This window comes from Pseudomonas sp. KU43P, from assembly GCF_033095865.1.
Classification (GTDB): domain Bacteria; phylum Pseudomonadota; class Gammaproteobacteria; order Pseudomonadales; family Pseudomonadaceae; genus Aquipseudomonas.
On the sequence record NZ_AP019365.1, the window covers coordinates 1 to 24,839 of the forward strand.

The 24,839-nt window shown below is 60.8% G+C and carries 20 protein-coding genes and 2 pseudogenes; 12 read left to right on the forward strand and 10 right to left on the reverse strand.

Annotation, left to right across the window (positions count from 1 at the left end; translation table 11 throughout):
- The first annotated feature begins 100 nt into the window (after nucleotides 1-100).
- From dnaA to gyrB, 4 genes are read left to right on the forward strand one after another with little or no spacing between them, the layout of a single operon-like run.
- Nucleotides 101-1,636, forward strand: coding sequence for a chromosomal replication initiator protein DnaA (dnaA, locus tag KU43P_RS00005; RefSeq protein WP_317660489.1), 1,536 nt, complete (start codon nucleotides 101-103; stop codon nucleotides 1,634-1,636).
- A 40-nt stretch (nucleotides 1,637-1,676) separates the two neighbouring features.
- Nucleotides 1,677-2,780, forward strand: a complete 1,104-nt coding sequence (dnaN, locus tag KU43P_RS00010) for a DNA polymerase III subunit beta (RefSeq protein WP_176511754.1) — start codon at nucleotides 1,677-1,679, stop codon at nucleotides 2,778-2,780.
- Between the two features lie 13 nt (nucleotides 2,781-2,793).
- Nucleotides 2,794-3,897, forward strand: a complete 1,104-nt coding sequence (gene recF / locus KU43P_RS00015) for a DNA replication/repair protein RecF (RefSeq protein WP_317660490.1) — start codon at nucleotides 2,794-2,796, stop codon at nucleotides 3,895-3,897.
- Nucleotides 3,898-3,901: 4 nt separating this feature from the next.
- Nucleotides 3,902-6,322: a DNA topoisomerase (ATP-hydrolyzing) subunit B gene (gyrB, locus tag KU43P_RS00020; protein WP_317660491.1), complete on the forward strand. Its 2,421-nt coding sequence runs from the start codon at nucleotides 3,902-3,904 to the stop codon at nucleotides 6,320-6,322.
- A gap of 315 nt (nucleotides 6,323-6,637) precedes the next feature.
- On the opposite strand, the gene KU43P_RS00025 is transcribed toward gyrB, so the two are convergent.
- Both KU43P_RS00025 and KU43P_RS00030 read right to left on the reverse strand, forming a co-directional pair.
- Entirely contained in the window at nucleotides 6,638-7,075 is a 438-nt protein-coding gene (locus tag KU43P_RS00025; RefSeq protein ID WP_317660492.1) for a hypothetical protein, read from the reverse strand.
- A 95-nt stretch (nucleotides 7,076-7,170) separates the two neighbouring features.
- Nucleotides 7,171-7,530 carry a hypothetical protein gene (locus KU43P_RS00030; RefSeq protein ID WP_317660493.1) on the reverse strand — a complete coding sequence of 120 codons (360 nt, stop codon included), beginning with the start codon at nucleotides 7,528-7,530 and terminating at the stop codon, nucleotides 7,171-7,173.
- Between the two features lie 165 nt (nucleotides 7,531-7,695).
- Between KU43P_RS00030 and KU43P_RS00035 the strand changes: the two are divergent.
- Nucleotides 7,696-7,890: pseudogene (locus KU43P_RS00035) on the forward strand (helix-turn-helix domain-containing protein); the annotation flags it as partial.
- A gap of 140 nt (nucleotides 7,891-8,030) precedes the next feature.
- Here KU43P_RS00035 and KU43P_RS00040 read toward each other — a convergent pair.
- A pseudogene (locus KU43P_RS00040) lies at nucleotides 8,031-9,110 on the reverse strand (sigma-54 interaction domain-containing protein); the annotation flags it as partial.
- A 222-nt stretch (nucleotides 9,111-9,332) separates the two neighbouring features.
- Here KU43P_RS00040 and KU43P_RS00045 point away from each other — a divergent pair.
- The 3 genes from KU43P_RS00045 to KU43P_RS00055 are packed head-to-tail and all read left to right on the forward strand — an operon-like array spanning nucleotide 9,333 to nucleotide 12,340.
- Nucleotides 9,333-10,217, forward strand: coding sequence for an MBL fold metallo-hydrolase (locus KU43P_RS00045; RefSeq protein ID WP_317660494.1), 885 nt, complete (start codon nucleotides 9,333-9,335; stop codon nucleotides 10,215-10,217).
- A gap of 39 nt (nucleotides 10,218-10,256) precedes the next feature.
- Nucleotides 10,257-11,525 carry an FAD/NAD(P)-binding oxidoreductase gene (locus KU43P_RS00050; RefSeq protein ID WP_317660495.1) on the forward strand — a complete coding sequence of 423 codons (1,269 nt, stop codon included), beginning with the start codon at nucleotides 10,257-10,259 and terminating at the stop codon, nucleotides 11,523-11,525.
- Nucleotides 11,522-12,340, forward strand: a complete 819-nt coding sequence (locus KU43P_RS00055) for a sulfite exporter TauE/SafE family protein (RefSeq protein WP_317660496.1) — start codon at nucleotides 11,522-11,524, stop codon at nucleotides 12,338-12,340. The genes KU43P_RS00050 and KU43P_RS00055 overlap by 4 nt, the downstream gene beginning before the upstream one ends.
- Here the strand turns inward: KU43P_RS00055 and KU43P_RS00060 are convergent.
- Nucleotides 12,329-13,216: a LysR family transcriptional regulator gene (locus KU43P_RS00060; protein WP_317660497.1), complete on the reverse strand. Its 888-nt coding sequence runs from the start codon at nucleotides 13,214-13,216 to the stop codon at nucleotides 12,329-12,331. The two genes, KU43P_RS00055 and KU43P_RS00060, sit on opposite strands and share 12 nt — an antisense overlap.
- Nucleotides 13,217-13,454: 238 nt before the next feature.
- Here KU43P_RS00060 and KU43P_RS00065 point away from each other — a divergent pair, with 238 nt between their 5' ends.
- The gene (locus tag KU43P_RS00065; RefSeq protein WP_317660498.1) at nucleotides 13,455-15,101 is read left to right on the forward strand and encodes a GMC family oxidoreductase; all 1,647 of its coding nucleotides are present in this window, start codon (nucleotides 13,455-13,457) and stop codon (nucleotides 15,099-15,101) included.
- A gap of 97 nt (nucleotides 15,102-15,198) precedes the next feature.
- The gene (locus KU43P_RS00070) at nucleotides 15,199-16,818 is read left to right on the forward strand and encodes an MFS transporter (protein WP_317660499.1); all 1,620 of its coding nucleotides are present in this window, start codon (nucleotides 15,199-15,201) and stop codon (nucleotides 16,816-16,818) included.
- Nucleotides 16,819-17,097: 279 nt separating this feature from the next.
- Here the strand turns inward: KU43P_RS00070 and KU43P_RS00075 are convergent, their stop codons facing one another.
- The 4 genes from KU43P_RS00075 to glyQ form a co-directional block, all read right to left on the reverse strand.
- The gene (locus KU43P_RS00075) at nucleotides 17,098-17,868 is read right to left on the reverse strand and encodes a lysophospholipid acyltransferase family protein (protein WP_317660500.1); all 771 of its coding nucleotides are present in this window, start codon (nucleotides 17,866-17,868) and stop codon (nucleotides 17,098-17,100) included.
- 61 nt (nucleotides 17,869-17,929) lie between these two features.
- Nucleotides 17,930-18,457, reverse strand: a complete 528-nt coding sequence (gene gmhB, locus KU43P_RS00080; RefSeq protein WP_317660501.1) for a D-glycero-beta-D-manno-heptose 1,7-bisphosphate 7-phosphatase — start codon at nucleotides 18,455-18,457, stop codon at nucleotides 17,930-17,932.
- Nucleotides 18,458-18,460: 3 nt separating this feature from the next.
- On the reverse strand, nucleotides 18,461-20,512 hold the full coding sequence (gene glyS / locus KU43P_RS00085; protein WP_317660502.1) for a glycine--tRNA ligase subunit beta: 2,052 nt from the start codon (nucleotides 20,510-20,512) through the stop codon (nucleotides 18,461-18,463).
- On the reverse strand, nucleotides 20,509-21,456 hold the full coding sequence (gene glyQ, locus KU43P_RS00090) for a glycine--tRNA ligase subunit alpha (protein ID WP_025337182.1): 948 nt from the start codon (nucleotides 21,454-21,456) through the stop codon (nucleotides 20,509-20,511). Before glyQ ends, glyS begins: the two co-directional genes overlap by 4 nt.
- A gap of 83 nt (nucleotides 21,457-21,539) precedes the next feature.
- Between glyQ and KU43P_RS00095 the strand changes: the two genes are divergently transcribed.
- Both KU43P_RS00095 and KU43P_RS00100 read left to right on the forward strand, forming a co-directional pair.
- Nucleotides 21,540-22,091: a DNA-3-methyladenine glycosylase I gene (locus tag KU43P_RS00095; RefSeq protein ID WP_317660503.1), complete on the forward strand. Its 552-nt coding sequence runs from the start codon at nucleotides 21,540-21,542 to the stop codon at nucleotides 22,089-22,091.
- Nucleotides 22,092-22,132: 41 nt separating this feature from the next.
- Entirely contained in the window at nucleotides 22,133-23,020 is an 888-nt protein-coding gene (locus tag KU43P_RS00100) for a lysophospholipid acyltransferase (protein ID WP_317660504.1), read from the forward strand.
- Nucleotides 23,021-23,138: 118 nt separating this feature from the next.
- On the opposite strand, the gene KU43P_RS00105 is transcribed toward KU43P_RS00100, so the two are convergent.
- Together KU43P_RS00105 and trkA are read right to left on the reverse strand one after the other, a co-directional pair.
- Nucleotides 23,139-23,447 (reverse strand): tetratricopeptide repeat protein, encoded by a 309-nt coding sequence (locus tag KU43P_RS00105; protein ID WP_317660505.1) that lies wholly within the window; start codon nucleotides 23,445-23,447, stop codon nucleotides 23,139-23,141.
- Between the two features lie 11 nt (nucleotides 23,448-23,458).
- Nucleotides 23,459-24,832 (reverse strand): Trk system potassium transporter TrkA, encoded by a 1,374-nt coding sequence (gene trkA, locus KU43P_RS00110; protein WP_317660506.1) that lies wholly within the window; start codon nucleotides 24,830-24,832, stop codon nucleotides 23,459-23,461.
- Nucleotides 24,833-24,839: the final 7 nt, after the last annotated feature.

Consider the following 24,839-nt stretch of genomic DNA (forward strand, 5'->3'; position numbering starts at 1 on the left):
CATGGCTCAGAATGTTTCCACATGTGGATAACTGAGCGCTCGACCGGTACAATGGCGGTTTGTTTTTGCCTCATCCGGCTTTCAAACTCAGGGGATATCCGTGTCAGTGGAACTTTGGCAGCAGTGCGTGGAGCTTCTGCGCGATGAACTGCCTGCCCAGCAATTCAACACCTGGATCCGTCCGCTACAGGTCGAAGCCGAAGGCGACGAGTTGCGCGTCTATGCGCCTAACCGTTTCGTTCTCGATTGGGTGAATGAAAAGTACCTCGGCCGCCTGCTCGAACTGTTGGGTGAGAACGGCAGCGGTATCGCGCCTGCCCTTTCCTTATTAATAGGTAGCCGTCGCAGCTCCGCGCCGCGTGCCGCACCCAACGCCCCAGTCAGTGCCGCAGTGGCTGCATCGCTCGCACAAAGCCAACCGCAAGGCACCGCTGTGCCCGCCGCAGCCGTTTCCGAGCCGGTCACGGCCCCAGTAGTCGAACCCGTGCTTGTCACTGACAGCGCCGAGTCGTCTTCCCGTGACAGCTTCGATGCCATGGCCGACAGCAACTCGGCACCTGCTGCTAGCGGGCGCACTGAACAGCGTACCGTCCAGGTCGAAGGTGCGCTCAAGCACACCAGTTACCTGAACCGCACCTTCACTTTCGAAACCTTTGTCGAAGGTAAGTCGAACCAATTGGCACGCGCTGCTGCCTGGCAGGTAGCCGACAACCCCAAGCACGGTTACAACCCACTGTTCCTTTATGGTGGTGTGGGCCTGGGCAAGACACACCTGATGCACGCTGTGGGTAACCACCTGCTGAAGAAGAATCCGAATGCCAAGGTCGTCTACCTGCATTCCGAACGCTTCGTTGCGGACATGGTGAAGGCGCTGCAGCTCAACGCGATCAACGAATTCAAGCGTTTCTACCGCTCGGTGGATGCGTTGCTGATCGACGACATCCAGTTCTTTGCCCGCAAGGAGCGTTCGCAGGAAGAGTTTTTCCACACCTTCAACGCCTTGCTCGAAGGCGGCCAGCAGGTGATTCTCACCAGCGACCGCTACCCCAAGGAGATTGAAGGTCTTGAAGAGCGTCTGAAGTCGCGCTTCGGCTGGGGCCTGACAGTGGCCGTGGAGCCGCCAGAACTGGAAACCCGTGTCGCGATCTTGATGAAGAAAGCGGACCAGGCAAAGGTCGAGCTGCCGCATGACGCAGCCTTCTTCATTGCCCAGCGCATCAGGTCCAATGTGCGAGAACTGGAAGGTGCCCTCAAGCGGGTTATCGCTCACTCGCACTTCATGGGCCGCGATATCACCATCGAACTGATTCGCGAATCGCTCAAGGATCTGCTGGCGCTGCAAGACAAACTGGTCAGTGTGGATAACATTCAGCGCACGGTGGCCGAGTACTACAAGATCAAGATCGCCGATCTGTTGTCCAAGCGCCGCTCGCGCTCTGTCGCGCGCCCGCGCCAGGTAGCCATGGCGTTGTCCAAAGAGCTGACCAACCACAGTTTGCCGGAAATCGGTGACATGTTTGGCGGCCGTGACCACACCACCGTTTTGCACGCCTGTCGCAAGATCAACGAATTGAAGGAATCCGACGCGGACATCCGCGAGGACTACAAGAACCTCCTGCGGACGCTGACGACCTGATGGCCGTCAGCCCAGCTAATTGAAGGCAAGGGACTAGACCATGCATTTCACCATTCAACGCGAAGCCCTGTTGAAACCCCTGCAACTGGTCGCCGGTGTCGTCGAGCGCCGCCAGACCTTGCCGGTCCTGTCCAACGTACTGCTGGTCGTACAAGGCCAGCAGCTGTCGTTGACCGGTACCGACCTGGAAGTCGAACTGGTAGGCCGTGTGCAACTGGAAGAGCCGGCTGAACCCGGCGAAATCACTGTCCCGGCGCGCAAGCTGATGGACATCTGCAAGAGCCTGCCGAACGACGTTCTGATCGATATCAAGGTCGATGAGCAGAAGCTTTTGGTCAAGGCCGGCCGTAGCCGTTTCACCCTGTCGACCTTGCCTGCCAATGACTTCCCGACTGTGGAAGAAGGCCCAGGTTCGCTCACTTGCAACCTGGAGCAAAGCAAGCTGCGCCGACTGATCGAGCGCACCAGCTTCGCCATGGCCCAGCAAGATGTGCGCTACTACCTCAACGGCATGCTGCTGGAAGTGTCGCGCAACACCCTGCGTGCGGTGTCCACCGATGGCCACCGCCTGGCCCTGTGCTCGATGAGCGCAGCGATCGAGCAAGATGAGCGCCACCAGGTCATCGTGCCTCGCAAGGGTATTCTCGAGCTGGCCCGCCTGCTCACTGACCCTGAAGGCATGGTGAGCATCGTGTTGGGGCAGCATCACATTCGTGCGACTACCGGTGAGTTCACCTTCACCTCGAAATTGGTCGATGGCAAATTCCCTGACTACGAGCGTGTATTGCCCAAGGGGGGTGACAAACTGGTAGTTGGCGATCGCCAGGCACTGCGCGAAGCCTTCAGCCGTACCGCGATTCTGTCCAATGAAAAGTATCGCGGTATCCGTCTGCAGTTGGCTGCCGGCCAACTGAAGATCCAGGCCAACAACCCTGAGCAGGAAGAAGCCGAAGAGGAAATCAGCGTTGACTACGAAGGTAGCTCGCTGGAAATCGGTTTCAACGTCAGCTACCTGCTGGACGTGTTGGGCGTGATGACTACCGAGCAAGTTCGTCTGATCCTGTCCGACTCCAACAGCAGTGCCCTGCTGCAGGAAGCGGGCAATGACGATTCTTCCTACGTAGTCATGCCGATGCGCCTGTAACGTAGCAGGCCAAATGTCCCTTCGACGTATCATGGTCACCGCGGTGCGCAACCTGCATCCGGTGACCCTCACACCCTCCCCCCGTATCAATATCCTCTACGGCGCCAATGGCAGCGGTAAGACCAGCGTGCTTGAAGCTGTGCACCTGCTCGGCCTGGCCCGCTCATTTCGCAGCACCCGCTTGAACCCGGTCATTCAGTACGAACAACCGGCGTGCACGGTATTTGGCGAAGTGCAACTAGCTGAAGGGGGCACCAGCAACCTCGGTGTTTCACGCGAGCGTCAGGGGGAGTTCACCATTCGCATCGATGGGCAGAATGCCAAAAGCGCTGCTCAATTGGCCGAGCTGCTGCCATTGCAGCTCATCAACCCAGACAGCTTTCGACTGTTGGAAGGTGCGCCGAAAATACGTCGGCAGTTCCTCGATTGGGGAGTGTTCCACGTGGAACCTCGCTTCCTGCCAGCCTGGCAACGCCTACAGAAGGCGCTCCGGCAGCGGAACTCGTGGTTGCGTCATGGTACACTTGACCCAGCTTCGCAAGCCGCCTGGGATCGGGAATTGTGCCTGGCCAGCGCGGAAATAGATGAATACCGTCGCAACTACATCAAGGCCTTGAAGCCCGTCTTCGAGCGAACCCTGAGCGAACTGGTCGAGCTGGACGGGTTGACCCTTAGCTATTACCGAGGCTGGGACAAGGACCGGGAACTGCAAGAAGTCCTCGCTTCGTCTCTCTTTCGCGATCAGCAGATGGGCCATACCCAAGCCGGTCCACAGCGTGCTGATTTGCGTCTTCGTCTGGCTGCTAATAATGCAGCGGATATTTTGTCGCGTGGTCAGCAAAAGCTGGTGGTATGCGCATTGCGCATTGCCCAGGGCCATCTCGTCAGCCAGGCTCGTCGCGGTCACTGTATTTATCTCGTGGATGACTTGCCGTCGGAGCTGGACGACCAGCACCGACGCGCGTTGTGCCGCTTGCTTGAAGAATTACGCTGCCAGGTTTTTATCACCTGTGTAGATCACGAATTACTGAGGGAAGGCTGGCAAACGGAAACGCCAGTTGCTTTGTTCCACGTGGAACAGGGCCGTATCACCCAGACCCACGACCATCGGGAGTGAAGGCATGAGCGAAAATCAAACGTACGACTCCTCCAGCATCAAGGTGCTGAAAGGTTTGGATGCCGTGCGCAAGCGCCCCGGCATGTACATTGGCGACACCGATGATGGTAGCGGCCTGCACCACATGGTCTTCGAGGTGGTCGACAACTCGATCGACGAAGCCCTCGCGGGTCACTGCGATGACATCACCGTCATCATTCACCCGGACGAATCCATCAGCGTGCGCGACAACGGTCGCGGTATTCCGGTGGACGTGCATAAAGAAGAAGGCGTTTCGGCAGCTGAAGTCATCATGACCGTGCTGCACGCCGGCGGTAAGTTCGACGATAACTCGTACAAGGTTTCTGGCGGCCTGCACGGTGTGGGCGTGTCGGTGGTAAATGCCCTGTCTGAGAAGCTGGTGCTCACCGTTCGCCGCAGCGGCAAGATCTGGGAACAGACCTATGTGCACGGTGTTCCACAGGCGCCGATGGCCGTGGTCGGCGAAAGCGAAACCACCGGTACTCACATTCACTTCAAGCCGTCGGCTGAGACTTTCAAGAACATTCATTTCAGCTGGGACATCCTGGCCAAGCGCATTCGTGAGTTGTCTTTCCTCAACTCCGGCGTTGGCATCCTGCTGAAGGACGAGCGATCGGGCAAAGAAGAGTTCTTCAAGTACGAAGGTGGTCTGCGCGCATTCGTTGAATACCTGAACACCAACAAGACCCCGGTCAACTCCCAGGTGTTCCACTTCAATGTGCAGCGTGACGATGGCGTGGGCGTTGAAGTCGCCCTGCAGTGGAATGACAGCTTCAACGAAAACCTGCTGTGCTTCACCAACAACATTCCGCAGCGAGACGGCGGTACGCACCTGGTTGGCTTCCGCTCTTCCCTGACCCGTAGCCTCAACAGCTACATCGAGCAGGAAGGCCTGGCCAAGAAGAACAAGGTCGCTACCACCGGTGATGATGCCCGCGAAGGTCTGACCGCGATCATTTCGGTGAAGGTGCCGGATCCGAAGTTCAGCTCTCAGACCAAGGACAAGTTGGTTTCCTCGGAGGTGAAAACCGCCGTGGAACAGGAGATGAACAAGTACTTCGCCGACTTCCTGTTGGAGAACCCCAACGAAGCCAAGGCCGTTGTCGGCAAAATGATCGACGCTGCCCGTGCTCGCGAAGCGGCGCGTAAAGCCCGTGAAATGACTCGCCGTAAAGGCGCGCTGGATATCGCTGGTTTGCCGGGTAAGTTGGCAGACTGCCAGGAAAAGGACCCTGCCCTTTCCGAGCTGTACCTGGTGGAGGGTGACTCTGCGGGTGGCTCGGCCAAGCAAGGTCGTAACCGTCGTACTCAGGCAATCCTGCCGCTGAAGGGCAAGATCCTCAACGTCGAAAAAGCCCGTTTCGACAAGATGATCTCGTCCCAGGAAGTCGGCACGCTGATCACCGCGCTGGGCTGCGGTATCGGTCGTGAAGAGTACAACATCGACAAGCTGCGCTATCACAACATCATCATCATGACCGATGCTGACGTCGACGGTTCGCACATCCGTACTCTGCTGCTGACGTTCTTCTTCCGTCAGTTGCCGGAGCTGGTCGAGCGTGGCTACATCTACATCGCCCAGCCACCACTGTACAAGGTGAAGAAAGGCAAGCAGGAGCAGTACATCAAGGACGACGAGGCCATGGAAGAATACATGACCCAGTCGGCCCTCGAAGACGCCAGCCTGCACCTGGACGAATCGGCGCCAGCCGTTTCCGGTGTGCAGTTGGAAGCCCTGGTCAACGAATTCCGCAGTGTGATGAAGACCCTCAAGCGTCTGTCGCGCCTGTACCCGGAAGAGCTGACCGAGCACTTCATCTACCTGCCGGAAGTGACCCTGGAGCAACTGGGTGACCACGCCGTCATGCAGGCTTGGTTGGCCAGCTTCCAGGAGCGCTTGAACAACAGCCAGAAGTCTGGTCTGGCTTACAAGGCAAGCCTGCGCGAAGACAAGGAGCGTAACGTCTGGCTGCCGGAAGTGGAAATCACCTCCCACGGCCTGGCCAGCTACATCACCTTCAACCGCGACTTCTTTGGCAGCAACGACTACCGCACCGTGGTCAACATCGGCGCGAAGCTCTCCAGCCTGCTGGGTGAAGGTGCCTATGTACAGCGTGGTGAACGCCGCAAGGCAATCGTCGAGTTCAAGGAAGGCCTGGACTGGCTGATGAACGAGACTACCAAGCGTCACACCATCCAGCGTTATAAAGGGCTGGGTGAGATGAACCCGGATCAGCTGTGGGAAACCACCATGGACCCAACTGTCCGCCGTATGCTGAAGGTCACCATTGAAGACGCGATCGCTGCCGACCAGATCTTCAACACCCTGATGGGGGATGCGGTCGAACCGCGCCGCGAGTTCATTGAAAGCAACGCGCTGTCGGTGTCAAACCTGGACTTCTGATCAGGTGAGGTTCACAGAATAGCTGCACGGTTTCACAAATAGTTGACCGGCCGGGCTCCAACCCTGGTCCCTGTCGGTCACCATCAGCCCGCCCTCGCGGGCTTTTTTTTGCTTGGAGTTCCGCCGGTACGCCCTACTCCGCTCATTGGAAATTTAGGAGGGTAGGAATGCATTGAGCAAGAGATCTGATGGGCGGCCGAGAAAGCTCAAAAGGTCATAGGGTGGACCTTAGGTGTTGAGGAACATCACCATGAAAAAGCCCGCGTAAGCGGGCTTTTTCATGTGAGCAGGATTCAGTATTGCAGACGCTTGGACTCAAGGTTGCGTGAAGGTGCCCCAGACTTGCACCACTCCCACCAGATGCACTAGGCCGTATACCAGGCAGATCGCAGAGCTGACCCAGATAAAACGGCTACTGCGGCCTGTGCCGGCCAATGCAAATGGGCCCAGCATACCCCGGAGGAGATAAACCAAGGTTATGGCGCAAAGTGCTGGCCCTAGCAGAGGCAGCGGTGCAATCAAACCTGCACCGGAGAGTCCATAGGCTGCCCAGGCAGCAAGAACCAGTGCAATACCCGCCGTTACCACAGCCGGGAACCAACGGCCTGCTTGTGCCGCGCGAACAAAACCCTCGCCTGCGCCAAACAGGCGATACCACGATGGCCCTACCATTATCACCCCCACATGCATCAAGGATGCTAAGAGGCTGAGCCCTGCACCGATCGCTAAGGCCAAGTTGTATTCAGTTGCCACGTCATCGCTCCTCGATGGAATGCAGCTATGAGCCCTATGAGAATTGCCGAATGCAGCATAGTCGCCACTGTGCATGCGAGGCGCCCATAAGATCGTCAAAGGCTCGTCTGGGCCTCAGCGCGGGTACCGATATCCATGATCTGATAACGCACCTTGCGGCCACTGACGGCTGCGGCGGCCTCCACGCCTCCGGTCATGGCGCCGAATATGCCATGGCCAGTACGGGTGGAAGCGCCACACAGGTATAAGTTTCGAATCTCGGTTTTTGTGCCTGGGCGATTGTGCAGGAAGTATTTGGGGGTAAGCGCCAGGCCATAGGAAGAGTGGATACCCATGAAATCCCCGACCTGTTGCAGCATTTTGAAGTATCGGTTGATTCCGGTCTTTTCTTTGGGGAATGCTTCGATGAGCCGTTCACGGAAACATTCATAGCCGCGTGGGATGGCATCTACCACTTCTGTAACTGCTGAGCCAACCGGTGGGATAGTTTGAAACTATGATCGGCGCTGCTTCGCGATTGTTGGGCGTTGCGAAATATGCATAGTTTATTACCTGCAGATCACCCATTTGCATCGGCGGATATTCAAAGATGGCCTGTTGAAAGTCCAGTGGCCGCACCTCAGCCAGAGCATCTACCTGAGGAGATAGGGCCTGAGTTGGTATCAACGATGGCCAGGGGCAGAGGGCGAAAGGATCTGGGGGAACTGGCGCAAGCACTAGAGCAGTTCAAGGGCTCACGCAGCGAGCTTGCCGCGCATCTGGGTCTGAGCGAACGCACCTTGTACCGGCGCTTGAAAGCACTTGGATTGAATTAGGCCGGTAGGTATCTGAAGCGGGGCGCCAGCGCCAGTGTAGAGCGGTTTTATTATTCAGTAGGCAACAGTACATCGATTCAAGACACTGCTTTGCTACCGTCATGAAAACAGCATATGACGTGATCTATTCTTTGATCTCACCGCACCCTTTCCAGAACGTTGCGCAACTCGCGTATGTTGCCTGGGAATGGATGCAGGCTCAGACGTTGCAGCACCTCATCAGTCAAACTCGGCGGCGGCGCTCCTGGCATGCGCTGTAGCAGGCTTTGCGCCAGCAGCGGCAGATCTTCCAGACGCTCGCGTAACGCTGGCAAGCGAATGGGGAACCCGCTGATTCTGTAATACAGGTCTTCACGGAAATTGCCGTTTGCCACCATATTCTTCAGGGGTTTATGGGTCGCCGATACCAAACGAAAGTCTGAGTGCACCGTACGTAGGCTACCCACTGGGCGGAAGCTGCCCGATTCGATCAAACGCAACAACTTGACCTGCATGGCCAGCGGCACCTCACCGATTTCATCGAGAAACAGCGTGCCGCCATGGGCCGCTTCGGCAAGGCCGATCTTGCGCTGGTTGGCGCCTGTGAAGGCGCCTTTCTCGTAGCCAAACAGTTCACTTTCGAACAACGACTCCGTCAGGCCGGTACAGTCCACCACCACCAAAGGGCCGTTGGCCCGAGGGCTGCCCATGTGGATCGCACGGGCGAAGAGTTCCTTTCCAGTACCCGATTCCCCTTGGAGCAGCACCGGGATTTGTGCGGGCGCCGCACGCTGTAGGCTGGCCAATGCATGCTTGAAGGCAGGCGCGCGCCCGACCAGACCCTGCTGCTGAGGTTGTGCCGAGGCTAAGGTCACGGTAGTCAGGCGCTCGACGAAGGCCACCACCTTGCCCTGCTCATCGAGGATGGGCCGCAGTTCCACATCCACATGTTCGGGCCCGCGCGGGGTATGGTGAATATGCAGTACACGTTCCGGCAACTTGCTGTCCCAAGCCTTGCGCATCGGGCAATGCTCACCGGCCTGGTCGCAGGGCACGGCATAGTGATGCGAGACGCGGTGACACTTCTCGCCCAGAGGCGCTTGCTGGTCACGGCCGAACAACCGGCGATAGGCCGCGTTGGCCGCGAGGATGTTGTAGTCGGTATCCAGCACGATCGTAGGCAGCGCATCGTGTTCGAGGTAGGAAACCAGAGCTAGGATGATGGAACGGGATTCAGGCATGACGGCACCGATGGATGACGCACGCAGGGTAACAAGGACTGCCAAGCACTGCCATTGGCTGACAGTCGACTGCCATCCCGGCTGCCAATCTGCCAAACGCCAAGCCGGCAGTGGCCAATTTTCCTGGCTTTCAGGGCTCCAACAGCCTGGCATGCATCTTGATAAACCTCCTGGCACCGCCTACGCCTCTATCAAGGCGCGGTGGATTATTTGGAGAACGTGATGATCATCGGCAACAACCTTCACGTGGAAGCCTTCTTCGACAAGGCAACCTCGACCATCAGCTACCTGGTCATGGACGGCGAGACGCGCAAGTGCGCATTGATCGACAGCGTCCTCGACTACGATCCCAAGTCCGGACGCACCTGCACCGCCTCGGCCGACCTGCTGATTGCCCGGGTAAAGGCACTCGGTGCCGAGGTGCAGTGGGTGCTGGAAACCCACGTGCATGCCGACCACCTTTCGGCTGCGGCGTATCTCAAGGAACACCTGGGTGGCCATACCGCCATTGGTGCGCACATCACCCAGGTGCAGAAGGTATTCGGTTCGCTGTTCAACGCGGAACCTGACTTCGCCCGCGACGGCAGCCAGTTCGATGTGCTGCTCGAAGATGAAGAAGGCTTCCGTATCGGCAACCTGCACGCCCGTGCCCTGCACACCCCTGGGCATACCCCGGCCTGCATGAGCTATGTGGTTCAGGATGCTGGGGAAAAGGCGGTGTTCGTTGGCGACACCCTGTTCATGCCGGATTACGGCACCGCGCGCTGCGACTTCCCCGGCGCCGATGCCAGAACGCTGTATCGCTCCATCCGCCGTTTGCTGGCCTTCCCAGACCAGACTCAACTGTTCATGTGCCACGACTACCTGCCAGGTGGCCGGGACGTGCAGTACGCGACCACCGTGGCCGAACAGCGCGCCAACAACATCCACATCCATCAAGGCATCGACGAAGACAGCTTCGTGGCCATGCGCGAAGCCCGCGACAAGACCCTCGACATGCCCGTGCTGATCCTGCCTTCGGTGCAGGTGAACATGCGCAGCGGTCATTTCCCCGAGCCGGAGGAAAACGGCGTGAGCTATCTGAAGATCCCGCTGAACAAGCTTTGAACGCCCTGCTCCATCATTAGAAATTCAGGAAATACTGTCATGCCTGCCTTGTTGTCCCCAACTCATGCCGACCACCACAAAGTGGTCATCGTCGGCGCCGGTGCCGCGGGTATCGCCACCGCCTCCAGCCTGATCAGCCGCGACCCGTCTCTGGACATTGCCCTGATCGATCCCGCCGACGTGCATTATTACCAGCCCGGCTGGACCATGGTCGGCGCAGGTGTATTCAAAGCGCCAAGCACTGCGCGCACCATGGCGTCGGCCATTCCTCGCGGTGTGCATTGGGTGAAAGCTCGCGTTCAAGGTTTTGACCCTTCGGCCCAACTGGTCATGCTCGAGGACGGCCGCGCCATCAGTTATGAACAGCTGGTGGTCTGCCCTGGCCTGAAGCTCGACTGGGAAGCCATTGCCGGGCTCAGTGAAACACTGGGTCGCAATGGTGTGACCTCCAACTACCGTTATGACCTGGCGCCCTACACCTGGCAGCTTGTGCAAATGCTCAAGCAAGGACGTGCGCTGTTCACTCAACCGCCCATGCCGATCAAATGCGCCGGCGCGCCACAAAAGGCGCTGTACCTGTCCTGCGACCATTGGCTGCGCCATGGCCACCTTGGCAACGTCAAAGCCAGCTTCTTCAATGCGGGCGCCGTGCTGTTCGGGGTGCCCGACTATGTACCCGCGCTGATGGCCTACATCGACAAGTATGGTGTCGACCTCAACTACAACCACCGCCTGGTTGCCGTGGACGGCCCGAACAAGCGCGCGACCTTCGCCCGCACCCTCGCCGATGGCAGCAGCGAAACCCGCACTGAAACTTTCGACATGTTGCACGTCGTGCCGTCGCAGGTGGCTCCCGATTTCATTCGGCAGAGCCCGTTGGCCGATGCCGCTGGCTGGGTCGATGTCGACCCTCGGACCTTGCGCCATCGCCAGTTCGCCAACGTCCATGCCTTGGGTGACGTAGCCAACACCAGCAACGCCAAGACCGCTGCAGCGGCGCGCAAGCAGGCGCCGGTGGTGGCCAACAATGTGCTGGTGGCGCTTGGCAGGCTGCCTACCCTGGCCGAGTACGATGGCTACGGCTCCTGCCCGCTGACCGTCGAGCGCGGCAAGATCGTGCTGGCCGAGTTCACCTACGGCGGCAAGGTCGCGCCCAGTTTTCCACGCTGGCTGCTCGACGGCCGCAAGCCGACCCGCTTGGCCTGGCTCCTCAAGGCGCGGGTACTGCCCCCGCTGTACTGGCAAGGCATGCTCAAGGGGCGCGAATGGATGGCGCGGCCCCAGCCACTGGTCGAGGCTCGCCAGTGATCGAACATGAACTGCTGGGCGCTGGCCTCGGCGCTGTCATTGGTGCGGTGCTGGCGCTGACGGGGGCCGGCGGTGGAATCCTGGCGGTACCGCTGCTGGTGTTCGGCCTGGGACTGTCGATGGTCGAAGCGGCGCCTATCGGGTTGTTGGCGGTGGGCCTGGCGGCGGCTGTGGGGGCGGTGCTGGGGTTGCGTCAGGGGCTGGTGCGCTACCGCGCCGCCCTGTTCATCGCCCTTATCGGTATTGCTGCTGCTCCGTTCGGGCTGATGCTCGCCCACCGTTTGCCTAACACACCCCTGGCCCTGGTGTTCGCGGTAGTGCTGGTCTATGCCTGCCTGCGCATCTGGCGCAAGGCAGCCAAGGACCTACGTGGCGAAACTTCCGAAGCGCACCGCTACATCGAACCTTGCGTACTCAATCCGCTGCAGGGCCGTTTGCGCTGGACGCTGCCTTGCGCGCGAGCCCTGGCCTTCACGGGTGCATTGTCGGGGCTGTTGTCCGGATTGCTGGGAGTGGGTGGGGGATTCGTGATCATTCCGGCCTTGAACCGCTACACCAACCTGCGCATGAAAAGCATCGTCTCCACCTCGCTGGCAGTGATCGCGCTGGTTTCCATGGGCAGCGTAGTCAGCGCCAGCCTGGCAGGGGTCATGCATTGGCGGGTGGGTGCACCCTTTGCCGTCGGCGCGGTTCTCGGCTTGCTGGCGGCCCGGCCGCTTGCCGCAAAACTCGCCGGGCCACGTCTGCAGCAGATGTTTGCCGTGGCCGGCTGGTCGGCTGCCCTACTGTTGGCGGGCAAGGCGCTACTCGGCTAGCAGCTCGCCTTGTTCCGCGGCACACAGCGCCAGCAGGTAGTCCCACACTACCCGCAGGCGCACCGACTTGTGCAGCTCGCGGCGGGTGCAGATCCAGTAGCTGCGCTGGATGGTCTCGCTGGGCAGCACACGCACCAGTGTCGGGTCGTGGCGGGCCATGTAGTTGGGCAGCACGGCAATGCCTAGTCCTGCGCGTGCAGCGGTTTGCTGGGCAATCACGCTGGTGCTGCGAAAAGCCACGTTGGGCGCCCGGCAGAAGCTGTTGAGGAACAGCAGCTCCTGGCTGAACAGCAGGTCATCGACGTAACCGATCCAGCTGTGCTGGGCCAGGTCGTCGCGGTTGCGCAAGGGCGGAGCACGGTCCAGGTAGGCCTGGCTAGCGTACAACGCCAGGCGGTAATCGGTGAGTTTGCGGGTTATCAACAGGTCGGCGCTGGGCCGTTCCAGGTGGATGCTGATTTCTGCTTCGCGGTTGAGGATGCTGACGAAGCGCGGTACTGCCACCAGTTCCACTTCCAGGCCTGGGTAGCGTTCGAACAGCTCGCGCATGCGCGGAGTGAAGAACATGATGCCGATGCCTTCGGTGACCCCCAGACGGATCTTGCCCAGTGGAGTGATGGCCTGGGTGATCTCTTCCTGCGCCAGCAGGGCGACATTCTCCATGGCTTCGGCGTGCTTGAGCAGTGCCTGACCGGAGGACGTCAGCTCGTAGCCCTGGGCATGTTGCACGAACAGCGGCGTGCCGAGGCTTTTCTCGATGCTTTCGATATGCCGGGCGACGGTGCTGTGAGTGGTGTTGAGGCGTTTGGCGGCGGTGAGCAAGCGGCCGCTGCGCTGCAACTCGAGGAAAAACCGCAGATCATTCCAGTCGAACATGCTGGTCCCTTGTGCTGTTCGTTCTCGCCCAATCGCCGGCAAGCCGGCTCCCACATGCACCCCACAAGTCTTGAACCTGTGGGCTACTTATGGGAGCCGGCTTGCCGGCGACAGGGCCAGTCCAGGCCTACCACTGTGCTAAAACGCACAACGGCTGCGCGAAATCTCGTGTTTCCTCTGCGAAATTAATCAATAAGATGTAGGACGACAAGAACAATAATCAGGCGCGAGGTTGCACATGCCGTCAGCCGATTCTGTCTTCGATTACGTGGTCGTAGGTGCCGGTCCCGCCGGCTGCCTGTTGGCCAATCGTCTGTCCGCCGACCCAGCCTGCCGTGTACTGTTACTCGAAGCGGGCGGCCGCGACAACTATCCCTGGATTCACATCCCCGTCGGTTACCTCTACTGCATCGGCAACCCGCGCACCGATTGGTGCTTCAAGACCGAGGCACAAACGGGCCTGGGCGGTCGTAGCCTGGGCTATCCACGTGGCAAGGTGCTGGGTGGCTGCTCCTCCATCAACGGCATGATCTATATGCGCGGCCAGGCCGCCGACTATGACCGATGGGCCGAGCAAGGCAACGATGGCTGGGCATGGAAGGACGTGCTGCCGCTGTTCAAGGCCAGCGAAAGCCACTTTGCCGGCAGCAGCGCGCACCATGGCGCCAGCGGCGAATGGCGAGTTGAACGCCAGCGCTACAGCTGGCCCATCCTCGATGCCTTCCGCGATGCGGCCGAGCAGACCGGCATCGGCAAGGTCGACGATTTCAACACCGGTGACAACCAAGGCTGTGGATATTTTCAGGTCAACCAGCGCAGCGGCGTGCGTTGGAATGCTTCCAAGGCATTCCTGCGGCCGATAAAGGACCGCCCCAACCTCACTGTGCTCACCGATGTGCAGGTCGACCAGGTGCTGTTGAACAACACCCGTGCGCGAGCGGTGAAAGCACGCTGGCAAGGTGCCTGGCACGAGTTCGCTGCGCGCCGCGAGATCATCCTGTGCGCTGGCGCCGTAGGTTCCCCCGGTATTTTGCAGCGTTCTGGCATTGGTCCGCGCAAGCTGCTGGAAGGCCTGGGAATAGCTGTACGCCATGACATGCCAGGCGTCGGTGGCAACCTGCAGGACCATTTGCAGCTACGGCTGATCTACCAGATCCGCAACGCCCGCACCCTCAATCAGATGGCTAACAGCCTGTGGGGCAAGATGGGCATGGGCCTGCGCTACCTGTACGACCGCAGCGGCCCGCTGGCCATGGCGCCAAGCCAGCTGGGTGCGTTTGTGCGCTCGAGCCCCGAACAGGTCACGGCCAACCTGCAGTACCACGTACAACCGCTTTCACTGGAGCGCTTCGGCGAGCCATTGCACCAGTTCCCGGCCTTTACCGCCTCGGTTTGCAACCTGCGCCCGGCGAGCCGGGGACGCATCGACATCGCCAGCGCGGACATGCTCAGCGCTCCGCTGATCGACCCCAATTACCTGAGCGATCCCCAGGACCTGCGCGTCGCCGCCGATGCTATTCGCCTCACCCGGCGTATCGTCCAGGCCCCTGCCCTCGCCGCGTTCGCACCCGAGGAATACCTGCCAGGCCCGGCGTTGCAGACGGAAGAGCAACTGTTCGAAGCCGCCGGCAAGATCGGCACCACCATCTTCCACCCGGTTGGCACCTGCCGCATGGGCAATGGTCCCCTGGACGTTGTGGATAACCAGCTCCGCGTGCATGGCATCCCCGGCCTGCGCGTGGCGGACGCTTCGATCATGCCGCAGATCACCTCCGGCAATACCTGTTCACCCACCCTCATGATCGCCGAGAAGGCGGCGCAACTGATCCTCAAAGGAGCGGCTACCCAGACCAACTTGAACGAAGACGCGATACCGACGCCCTGACCCGGGTGCGTGCAGTACCGGCGGCTTGCGGTCAGAGGCTGCCGACAGTGGAACAAAAAGAATAATCACTGTGGCCTGTGGGCCGAGGACAGCAACGATGTCGGATTACATTCAAGAGCAGGGGGCGACGGCGAGCAGCCCCAGCCGTCGTGAAGAACGCAAGATCATTTTCGCGTCATCCCTCGGGACCGTTTTCGAGTGGTATGACTTTTTTCTTTATGGAGCGTTGGCAGCGGTCATCAGCAAGCAGTTCTTCGCTGGCGTGAATGACACGACCGCCTTCATCTTCGCCCTGATGGCCTTTGCCGCCGGCTTCCTGGTGCGGCCTTTCGGCGCGCTGGTGTTCGGTCGCCTGGGTGACATGATCGGGCGCAAGTACACCTTCCTGGTCACCATCGTGCTGATGGGCCTGTCCACCTTTGCGGTCGGCCTGCTACCCACCTACGCCAGCATCGGCATTGCGGCGCCGATCATCCTGGTGGTGCTGCGCATGCTCCAGGGCCTGGCGCTGGGCGGCGAATATGGCGGTGCCGCCACCTACGTGGCGGAACATGCTCCCGCTGGCAAGCGCGGTTTCCACACCGGTTTCATCCAGTCCACCGCTACCCTCGGCCTGCTGTTGTCGCTGCTGGTAGTGCTGGGTAGCCGCTACATCAGTGGCGATCAGTTCGAAACTTGGGGTTGGCGCCTGCCGTTCCTGCTGTCGATCGTGCTACTGGCGATTTCCACCTGGATCCGCATGAGCATGCACGAGTCGCCGGCCTTCGTGAAAATGAAGGCCCAGGGCAAGGTCAGCAAATCGCCTATCCGTGAGTCGTTCACTTCCTGGCCGAACCTTAAGGTGGTGCTTACTGCGCTGTTCAGCATCAACGCAGGGCAGGCTGTGACCTTCTATACCGCGCAGTTCTACGTGCTGTTCTTCATGACCCAGATGCTCAAGATGGACCCCGCCCAAGCCAACACCTTGCTGATCATCAGCGTGGTGATCGGGGCGCCGTTCTTCGTGTTCTTCGGCTGGCTGTCCGACCGCATCGGCCGCAAGCCGATCCTGATGTTGGGGCTGCTTCTGGCCACGGTGCTGTACTTCCCGCTGTTCAAGGCGCTGAGCCACTACGCCAACCCGCAGATCGACGCTGCCAGTCGCCAGGCGCCGATCGTGGTCACTGCCGATCCGCAGAGCTGCACCTTCCAGTTCGACCCGGTCGGCAAGGCGCGCTTCGACAGCCCCTGCGACAAGGTCAAGACGTTCCTGGTGAAACAAGGCCTGCCGTATAGCTCGGTGGATGTGGCCGGTAGCCAGGTGGTGGTGAATATTGGCGACAAGACCATCAACGGCTTCGACGAAGCGGCGTTGCGTACGGCAGTGGAGCAAGCGGGCTACCCCGCCAAGGCCGACCCGGCGCAGGTGAACCAGGTGATGGTGGTGGTGCTGATCGTGGCGATGATCCTGATCGCTACCATGACCTACGGGCCGTTGGCTGCGGTGATGGTCGAGCTGTTCCCGACGCGGATCCGCTATACCTCGATGTCGTTGCCTTATCACATTGGTAATGGCTGGTTCGGTGGGTTTTTGCCGACGGTATCGTTCGCGCTGGTGGTGTATACCGGGGATATCTTCTACGGGCTCTGGTACCCGGTGCTGGTGACCGGGATCAGCCTGGTGGTGGGGATCTTCTGCCTCAAAGAAACCAAGGATGTGGATATCGACAAGGTTTGAGGGTGTGGCTGCTGGCCCTATCGCCGGTAAGCCGGTTCCCACAGGTTCACCACGCCCTTGGGCACTGTGGGGGCCCCTGTGGGAGCCTGCTTGCCGGCGATGAGGCCATCGAAGCCCATAAAAAAACCGGCTGTAAAAGCCGGTTTTCTTATGCCTCGAAAAAACTTATGCACGATTTTCAGAAAAATGTCATACAGAGAAATAAACAGCCAATTCAAACACTTAGCGATTACTTCCGGCATTTAGTCCAAAAATTGCTAACAACTTATCCACAGAAGGTCAGGCCATCTGCTCCTGCGGTTTTTCATCCACTGGCGGCAACGAACCCATGGCCCGCTGAGTCGCTTCGTTCCAGGCCGCAGCACGGTCGTTGAGTTCGGCGATGGCGCGTGGGCCGGAGCCATTGGCATACATCGGCTCGCCGATCACCACCTCGATGGTGCCAGCACGCTTGCCCCAGCCAGTTTTCGGCCAGTACTTGCCTGCATTGTGCGCAATCGGCAGCACCGGCAACCCGGCATTCACCGCCAGCGCAGTACCACCACGGGAAAACTTGCCCACGGTGCCGAAAGGCACGCGGGTACCCTCCGGGAAGATCAGCACCCACACTTTCTGCTTGAGCAACTCGTCACCTTTGCTGGCCACCTGGCGCAAGGCTTCCTTTGGGTTGTCGCGATTGATCGCGATCGGCCGCAGCATGGCCATTGCCCAGCCGAAGAACGGCACGTAGAGCAGCTCACGCTTGAGCACCTGGCTCAGGGGCGAGAAGTACGCCGAGAGGAAGAAGGTCTCCCAGGTGCTCTGGTGATTGGAGAGAATCACGCAGGGCTCTTTCGGCACGTTCTGGGCGCCGGTGATTTTATAGTCGATGCCGAGAATATTGCGCGCCAGGAACAACGCACAGCGGCACCAATAGACGTTGATGAACTTGTAGCGTTTGGGGAATGACAGGAATGGCGCAACGAAGAAGCTAAGCGAGCACCACAACAGCGAACTGGTGCCCAGCAGCAGGTAAAAAAGAAAGATTCTGATCGCCTGCAGGATCGACATAGTGGCAAGTACCGTTGCGGGGCGTGCCCGCCTGAGAAAAATGCGCCCTCAGGCGCATTGTTTAAATTAGTTCTCTGGCGATAGCTGCCAGATCGTCGAAAATCAGTGTAGTTTCAGCGACGCCTTTTTCCAGCGTCCGCTCGCCCTTGCCGGTTTTCACCAGCACGGGCTGTGCACCGACGGCCAGGGCGGCCTGCAGGTCACCTGTGCTGTCGCCGACGAACCAGACGCCGTGAAGGTCAGCCTGGTAGTGCTCGGCAATCGCCCGCAGCATGCCAGGTTTGGGCTTGCGGCAATCGCAGCCTTCGTCCGGCCCGTGCGGGCAATACACGATGTGGCCCACCTCGCCGCCCTGCTCGGCCACCAGTGCGCGCAAGCGCGCATGCATGGCCTCCAGGGTTGCCAGCGAGTAGTAGCCACGGGCGATGCCGGACTGGTTGGTGGCCACGGCCACCGTCCAGCCCGCCTTGCTCAACTGCGCGATCGCTTCGATCGAGCCGGGTATCGGGATCCACTCTTCCAGCGACTTGATGTAGGCGTCGGAGTCCTGGTTGATCACCCCGTCACGATCGAGAATCAGCAGTTTCAAGGCTTACCCCAGCAGCGAAATGTCGGCAACGCCCAGGAACAGACCGCGCAGGCGGCTGAGCAGGGCATAACGGTTGGCACGCACCTTGGCGTCCTCGGCGTTGACCATCACCGCCTCGAAGAAGGCGTCGACCGGGTCACGCAGAGCAGCCAGGCGGGCCAGCGATTCGCTGTACTGGCGTGCGGCAGCCATCGGTTGCACGGCCTGGTCGGCCTGCTGGATGGCCGAGTACAGCGAGAACTCGTTGGCGTTGTCGAAGTACTTCGGCTCTACCTGGTCGGCGATGGCGCCTTCAGCCTTGCTCAGCAGGTTCGATACACGCTTGTTCACCGCAGCCAGGGCTTCAGCTTCCGGCAGCTTGCGGAAGGCCTGCACAGCCTGCACGCGCTGGTCGAAGTCCAGGGCCGAGCCCGGCTTGAGGGCACGTACCGACAGGTAGGTGGCCACATCGATGCCTTCGTCTTCGTAGCGCGCACGCAGGCGGTCGAAGATGAACTCCAGCACCTGCTCAGACAGGCCGGCAGCCTTGACCTTGGCGCCGAATTGCTTGACCGCGAACTCGACCGCGGTGGTCAGATCCAGGTCCAGCTGCTTCTCGATCAGGATGCGCAGCACGCCGAGGGCGGCGCGGCGCAGGGCGTACGGATCCTTGCTGCCGGTAGGCAGCATGCCGATGCCGAAAATGCCGACCAGGGTGTCGAGCTTGTCGGCGATGGCCACGGCCGCGCCGGTGAGGGTCTGCGGCAGCTCGGCGCCAGCACCGCGCGGCATGTACTGCTCGTTCAGGGCCAGGGCGACGTCTTGCGGCTCGCCATCGTTGAGCGCGTAGTAGTAACCGGCAACACCCTGCATCTCAGGGAACTCGCCGACCATCTCGGTGGCCAGGTCGCACTTCGACAACAGGCCGGCACGACTTGCGCGCTGGGCGTCGCCGCCGATCAGCGGGGCAATGAACGCGGCCAGCTTGGAAACACGCTCGGCCTTGTCATAGACGGTGCCCAGTTGGGCCTGGAATACCACGTTCTTCAAGCGTTCGTTGAAGGTTTCCAGCGGCTGCTTCTTGTCTTGCTTGAAGAAGAACTCGGCGTCGGTCAGGCGCGGGCGCACGACCTTCTCGTTACCCTGCACGATCTGCTTGGGGTCACGGCTCTCGACGTTGGCCACGGTGATGAAGCGCGGCAGCAGCTTGCCTTCGCTGTCCAGCAGGCAGAAGTACTTCTGGTTGTCCTGCATGGTGGTGATCAGGGCTTCCTGCGGCACGTCGAGGAAACGCTCCTCGAACGAGCACACCAGCGGCACCGGCCACTCGACCAGCGCGGTCACTTCGTCCAGCAATGCCGGCGGCACGATGGCAGTGCCTTCCTGCTGCAGGGCCAGTTCGGCGGTACGCTTGCTGATCAGTTCGCGGCGCTCGGCGAAGTCGGCCAGCACGTAGGCTTTGCGCAGGTCTTCGACGTAGTTGGCCGGGGTGGTGATAACCACGTTTTCCGGGTGGTGGAAACGGTGGCCACGGGATTCACGGCCGGCCTGCTGCGACAGGATGGTGCAGTCGACCACCTGGTCGCCGAGCAGCATCACCAGCCATTGGGTCGGGCGCACGAACTCTTCACGGCTGGCCGCCCAGCGCATGCGCTTGGGGATCGGCAGGTCGTTGAGCGAATCTTCGACGATGGTCGGCAGCAGGCTTGCGGTGGCCTTGCCCGGAATGTGCTGGGAGAAGCGCAGCTTGGCGCCGCTCTGGTCGATTTCCGACAGCTCTACGCCGCATTTCTTGGCAAAGCCCAGGGCGGCCTGGGTCGGTTCGCCGTCTTTGAAAGCAGCCTGCATGGGCGGGCCATCGATGTTGATGCTGCGGTCCGGCTGCTGCACGTCGAGCTGGCGGATCAGCACGGCCAGGCGGCGCGGCGCGGCGTACACCTGCTTGCCGGTGTAGTTCAGGCCAGCGGCCTGCAGGCCTTTCTCGATACCGGCCAGGAAGGCGTCGCCGAGGGTGGCCAAGGCTTTGGGTGGCAGCTCTTCGGTGCCCAGTTCAACCAGGAAATCTTGAGCACTCATTGTGCAGCCTCCAGCTTCGCCAACACTTCGTCACGCAGTTCAGGGGTGGCCATCGGGAAGCCCAGGCGTGCGCGGGCTTGCAGATAGCTTTGCGCCACGTCCCGGGCGAGGGTACGGACACGCAGGATGTAACGCTGGCGCTCGGTCACCGAGATGGCGCGGCGGGCGTCCAGCAGGTTGAAGGTGTGCGAGGCCTTCAGCACCATTTCATAGGTCGGCAGCGGTAGGTCCAACTTGATCAGGCGGTTCGCTTCGCTTTCGTAGAAGTCGAACAGTTCGAACAGCTTCTCGACGTTGGCGTGCTCGAAGTTGTAGGTCGACTGCTCCACTTCGTTCTGGTGGAACACGTCGCCGTAGGTGACCTTGCCGAACGGGCCGTCGGCCCATACCAGGTCGTACACCGAGTCGACGCCCTGGATGTACATGGCCAGGCGCTCCAGGCCATAGGTGATTTCACCGGTGACCGGGTAGCACTCGATGCCACCGACTTGCTGGAAGTAGGTGAACTGGGTCACTTCCATGCCGTTGAGCCAGATTTCCCAGCCCAGGCCCCAGGCGCCCAGGGTCGGCGATTCCCAGTTGTCTTCGACGAAGCGGATATCGTGGACCAGCGGATCCAGGCCGATGGCTTTCAGCGAGCCGAGGTACAGCTCCTGGAAGTTGGCCGGGTTCGGCTTGAGCACCACCTGGAACTGGTAGTAGTGCTGCAGGCGGTTGGGGTTTTCGCCATACCGCCCGTCGGCAGGGCGACGGCTGGGCTGCACGTAGGCAGCGTTCCAGGTCTCTGGGCCGACGGCGCGCAGGAATGTAGCGGTGTGGAAAGTGCCGGCGCCTACTTCCATATCGTAGGGCTGAAGCACCACACAACCTTGCTCGGCCCAGTAGTTCTGCAGGGCGAGGATCAGGTCTTGGAAGGTACGCACGGCTGGCGTAGGCTGGCTCACGAAATTCACCTGTATCTGGGGATGCGGATGTAAAGAGCGGGAGTATAACCTGATTCGCCTCGCCCTCTACTCATTGGAGCCTTATGCCACGCTGCTTTTGGTGTACCGACGATCCGTTGTACCAGGCCTACCACGACCAGGAATGGGGAACGCCGCAGCGTGACCCGGCGTTGCTCTTCGAGATGCTTTTGCTCGAAGGGTTCCAGGCGGGGTTGTCATGGATCACAGTGCTGCGCAAACGCGAGCGCTATCGCGAGGTGCTGCACGGCTTCGACCCGCACAGGCTGGCGCAGATGAGCGACGAACGGGTCGAGGAGCTGATGCTCGATACCGGCATCATCCGCAACCGCCTCAAGCTCAAGGCCATAAGGCGCAATGCCCAGGCCTGGCTGGCGCTGGAAAACCCCGCCGAATGGCTGTGGTCGTTCGTCGGCGGCGAGCCGAAGATCAACCACTTCAAAACCCGCAGCGAAGTCCCGGCCGTCACCGACGAGGCCAAGGCGATGAGCAAGGCCCTGCAGAAAGCCGGCTTCACCTTCGTCGGCCCGACCATCTGCTACGCCTTCATGCAGGCCACCGGCATGGTCATGGACCACACCACCGACTGCGATCGCTACGCCGCCTTGCGGCGCTGAGGGGTTACAATGCGCGCCTTGCTGAAATAAGGAATTCGCCTGTGGAAAAGTTCAAGGGCGCCCTGATGGTCGGGGTGCTACGCCTGTTTGCCAAGCTGCCCTGGAGCGCTGTGCAGCGCGTTGGCGCCGGTATCGGCTGGCTGATGTGGAAAGTCCCCAATGGGTCGCGCAATGTGGTGCGGATCAACCTGGCCAAGTGCTTCCCGGAGATGGACCCGGTTGAGCGCGAGCAGCTGGTGGGCCGCGCACTGAAAGATATTGGCAAGTCGTTCGTCGAAAGCGCCTGTGCCTGGATCTGGCCGCCGCAGCGCTCACTCGACCTGGTCAAGGAAGTGCACGGCCTGGAAGTGCTGGAGCAGGCCCTGGCCTCAGGCAAGGGTGTGGTCGGCATCACCAGCCACCTGGGCAACTGGGAAGTGCTCAACCACTTCTACTGCAACCAGTGCAAACCGATCATTTTCTACCGCCCGCCGAAGCTGAAGGCAGTGGATGACCTGCTGCGCGAGCAGCGCGTGCAGATGGGCAACCGCGTGGCGCCTTCGACCAAGGAAGGCATCCTCAGCGTGATCAAGGAAGTGCGCCGGGGTGGGCAGGTGGGCATTCCAGCCGACCCGGAGCCGGCGGAGTCGGCCGGTGTGTTCGTGCCGTTCCTCGGGACGCAGGCGCTGACCAGCAAGTTCGTACCGAACATGCTGGCCGGTGGCAAGGCGGTGGGGGTGTTCCTGCATGCCCTGCGGCTGCCGGATGGATCGGGCTTCAAGGTGTTTCTGGAGGCGGCGCCGGAGGAAATGTACAGCACCGACGTGAACGTGTCGGCGGCGGCCATGAGCAAGGTGGTCGAGCGGTATGTGCGTGAGTACCCGAGCCAGTACATGTGGAGCATGAAGCGCTTCAAGAAGCGCCCGGCTGGAGAGGCGCGCTGGTATTGAGGTTTTGGGGGCGCTTTGCGCCCCCTTCGCTGGCAAGCCAGCCCATATTGACCGCAGTGTACATAGGGCATTCTGGGAGCTGGCTTGCCAGCGATGGGCTGCAAAGCAGCCCAGGGTCTCAAACCTTGTTCAGCTTCTTGAGGAACACCGCCATTTCCTTCTCGGCCTGTTTGTCCCCATGGGCCTGCGCCGCCACGATCCCGTCTTCCCAAGCCTTGCGCGCTGCCGCTACGTCACCTTGCAACTGATAGGCCTTGCCCAGCAGTTTCCAGGCCGCCGAATACTTCGGATCCTGCTCCACACAGCGAGCCAAGTGCACGGCCGCCTCGGCCCCGTTGCCCTCATCCAGCCAGGCCTTGCCCAGGCCAAACCGCAGCAGGGGGTTATCCACACCCTTGGCCAGCATCTTCTCCAGCGATTCGCGCATGCCCTCTTCTCCTAGAAGAAACTCAAGCCGACGTGGAACAGCTTCTCCACATCCCGAATATGCTTTTTATCCACAACGAACAGAATCACATGGTCACCCGACTCGATCACCGTATCGTCATGGGCGATGAGTACCTCTTCATCGCGAATGATCGCGCCGATGGTGGTACCCGGCGGCAGGGTGATGTCTTCGATGGCCTTGCCGACCACCTTGCTCGACTTCGCATCACCATGCGCCACCGCTTCGATGGCCTCCGCTGCGCCGCGGCGCAGGGAGTGCACGCTGACGATATCGCCCCGGCGCACGTGCGCCAGCAAGGTGCCGATGGTGGCCAGCTGCGGGCTGATGGCGATATCGATGTCGCCACCTTGCACCAGGTCGACGTAGGCCGGGTTGTTGATGATGGTCATCACCTTGCGCGCGCCCAGGCGCTTGGCCAGCAGCGACGACATGATGTTGGCCTCGTCGTCGTTGGTCAGGGCCAGGAAGATGTCGGCATCGGCGATGTTCTCTTCGAGCATCAGATCCTTGTCCGAGGCGCTGCCTTGAAGCACCACGGTGCTTTCCAGGGTGTCGGAGAGGTGGCGGCAGCGCGCCGGGCTCATCTCGATGATCTTCACCTGATAGCGGCTTTCGATGGCCTCGGCCAGGCGCTCGCCAATCTGCCCACCACCGGCGATGACCACGCGCTTGTTGGTTTCGTCGATGCGCCGCAGTTCGCCCATCACGGCGCGGATGTCCTTACGTGCGGCAATGAAGAACACCTCGTCGTCCGCTTCGATCACAGTATCGCCGCGTGGGGTTATTGGCCGGTCGCGGCGGAAGATCGCGGCCACGCGGGTGTCGACGTTGGGCATGTGCGCGCGGATCTGGCGCAGTTGCTGGCCCACCAGCGGGCCGCCGTAGTACGCCTTGACCGCCACTAGCTGGGCCTTGCCTTCGGCGAAGTCGATCACCTGCAGCGATCCTGGGTGTTCGATCAGGCGCTTGATGTAGTTGGTCACTACCTGCTCGGGGCTGATCAGCACGTCCACCGGGATGTGGTCGTTGTCGAACAGCTCCTCGCGGGTGAGGTAGGCCGATTCGCGCACCCGGGCGATCTTGGTCGGGGTGTGGAACAGCGAATAGGCCACCTGGCAGGCGACCATGTTGGTTTCGTCGCTGTTGGTCACCGCCACCAGCATGTCGGCGTCGTCGGCGCCGGCCTGGCGCAGCACCGTGGGCAGTGAGCCACGGCCCTGCACGGTGCGGATGTCGAGACGGTCGCCAAGGTCGCGCAGGCGCTCGCCGTCGGTGTCGACCACGGTGATGTCGTTGGCTTCGCTCGCCAGGTGCTCCGCCAGCGTACCGCCCACCTGCCCTGCGCCGAGGATGATGATCTTCATCCGCTAC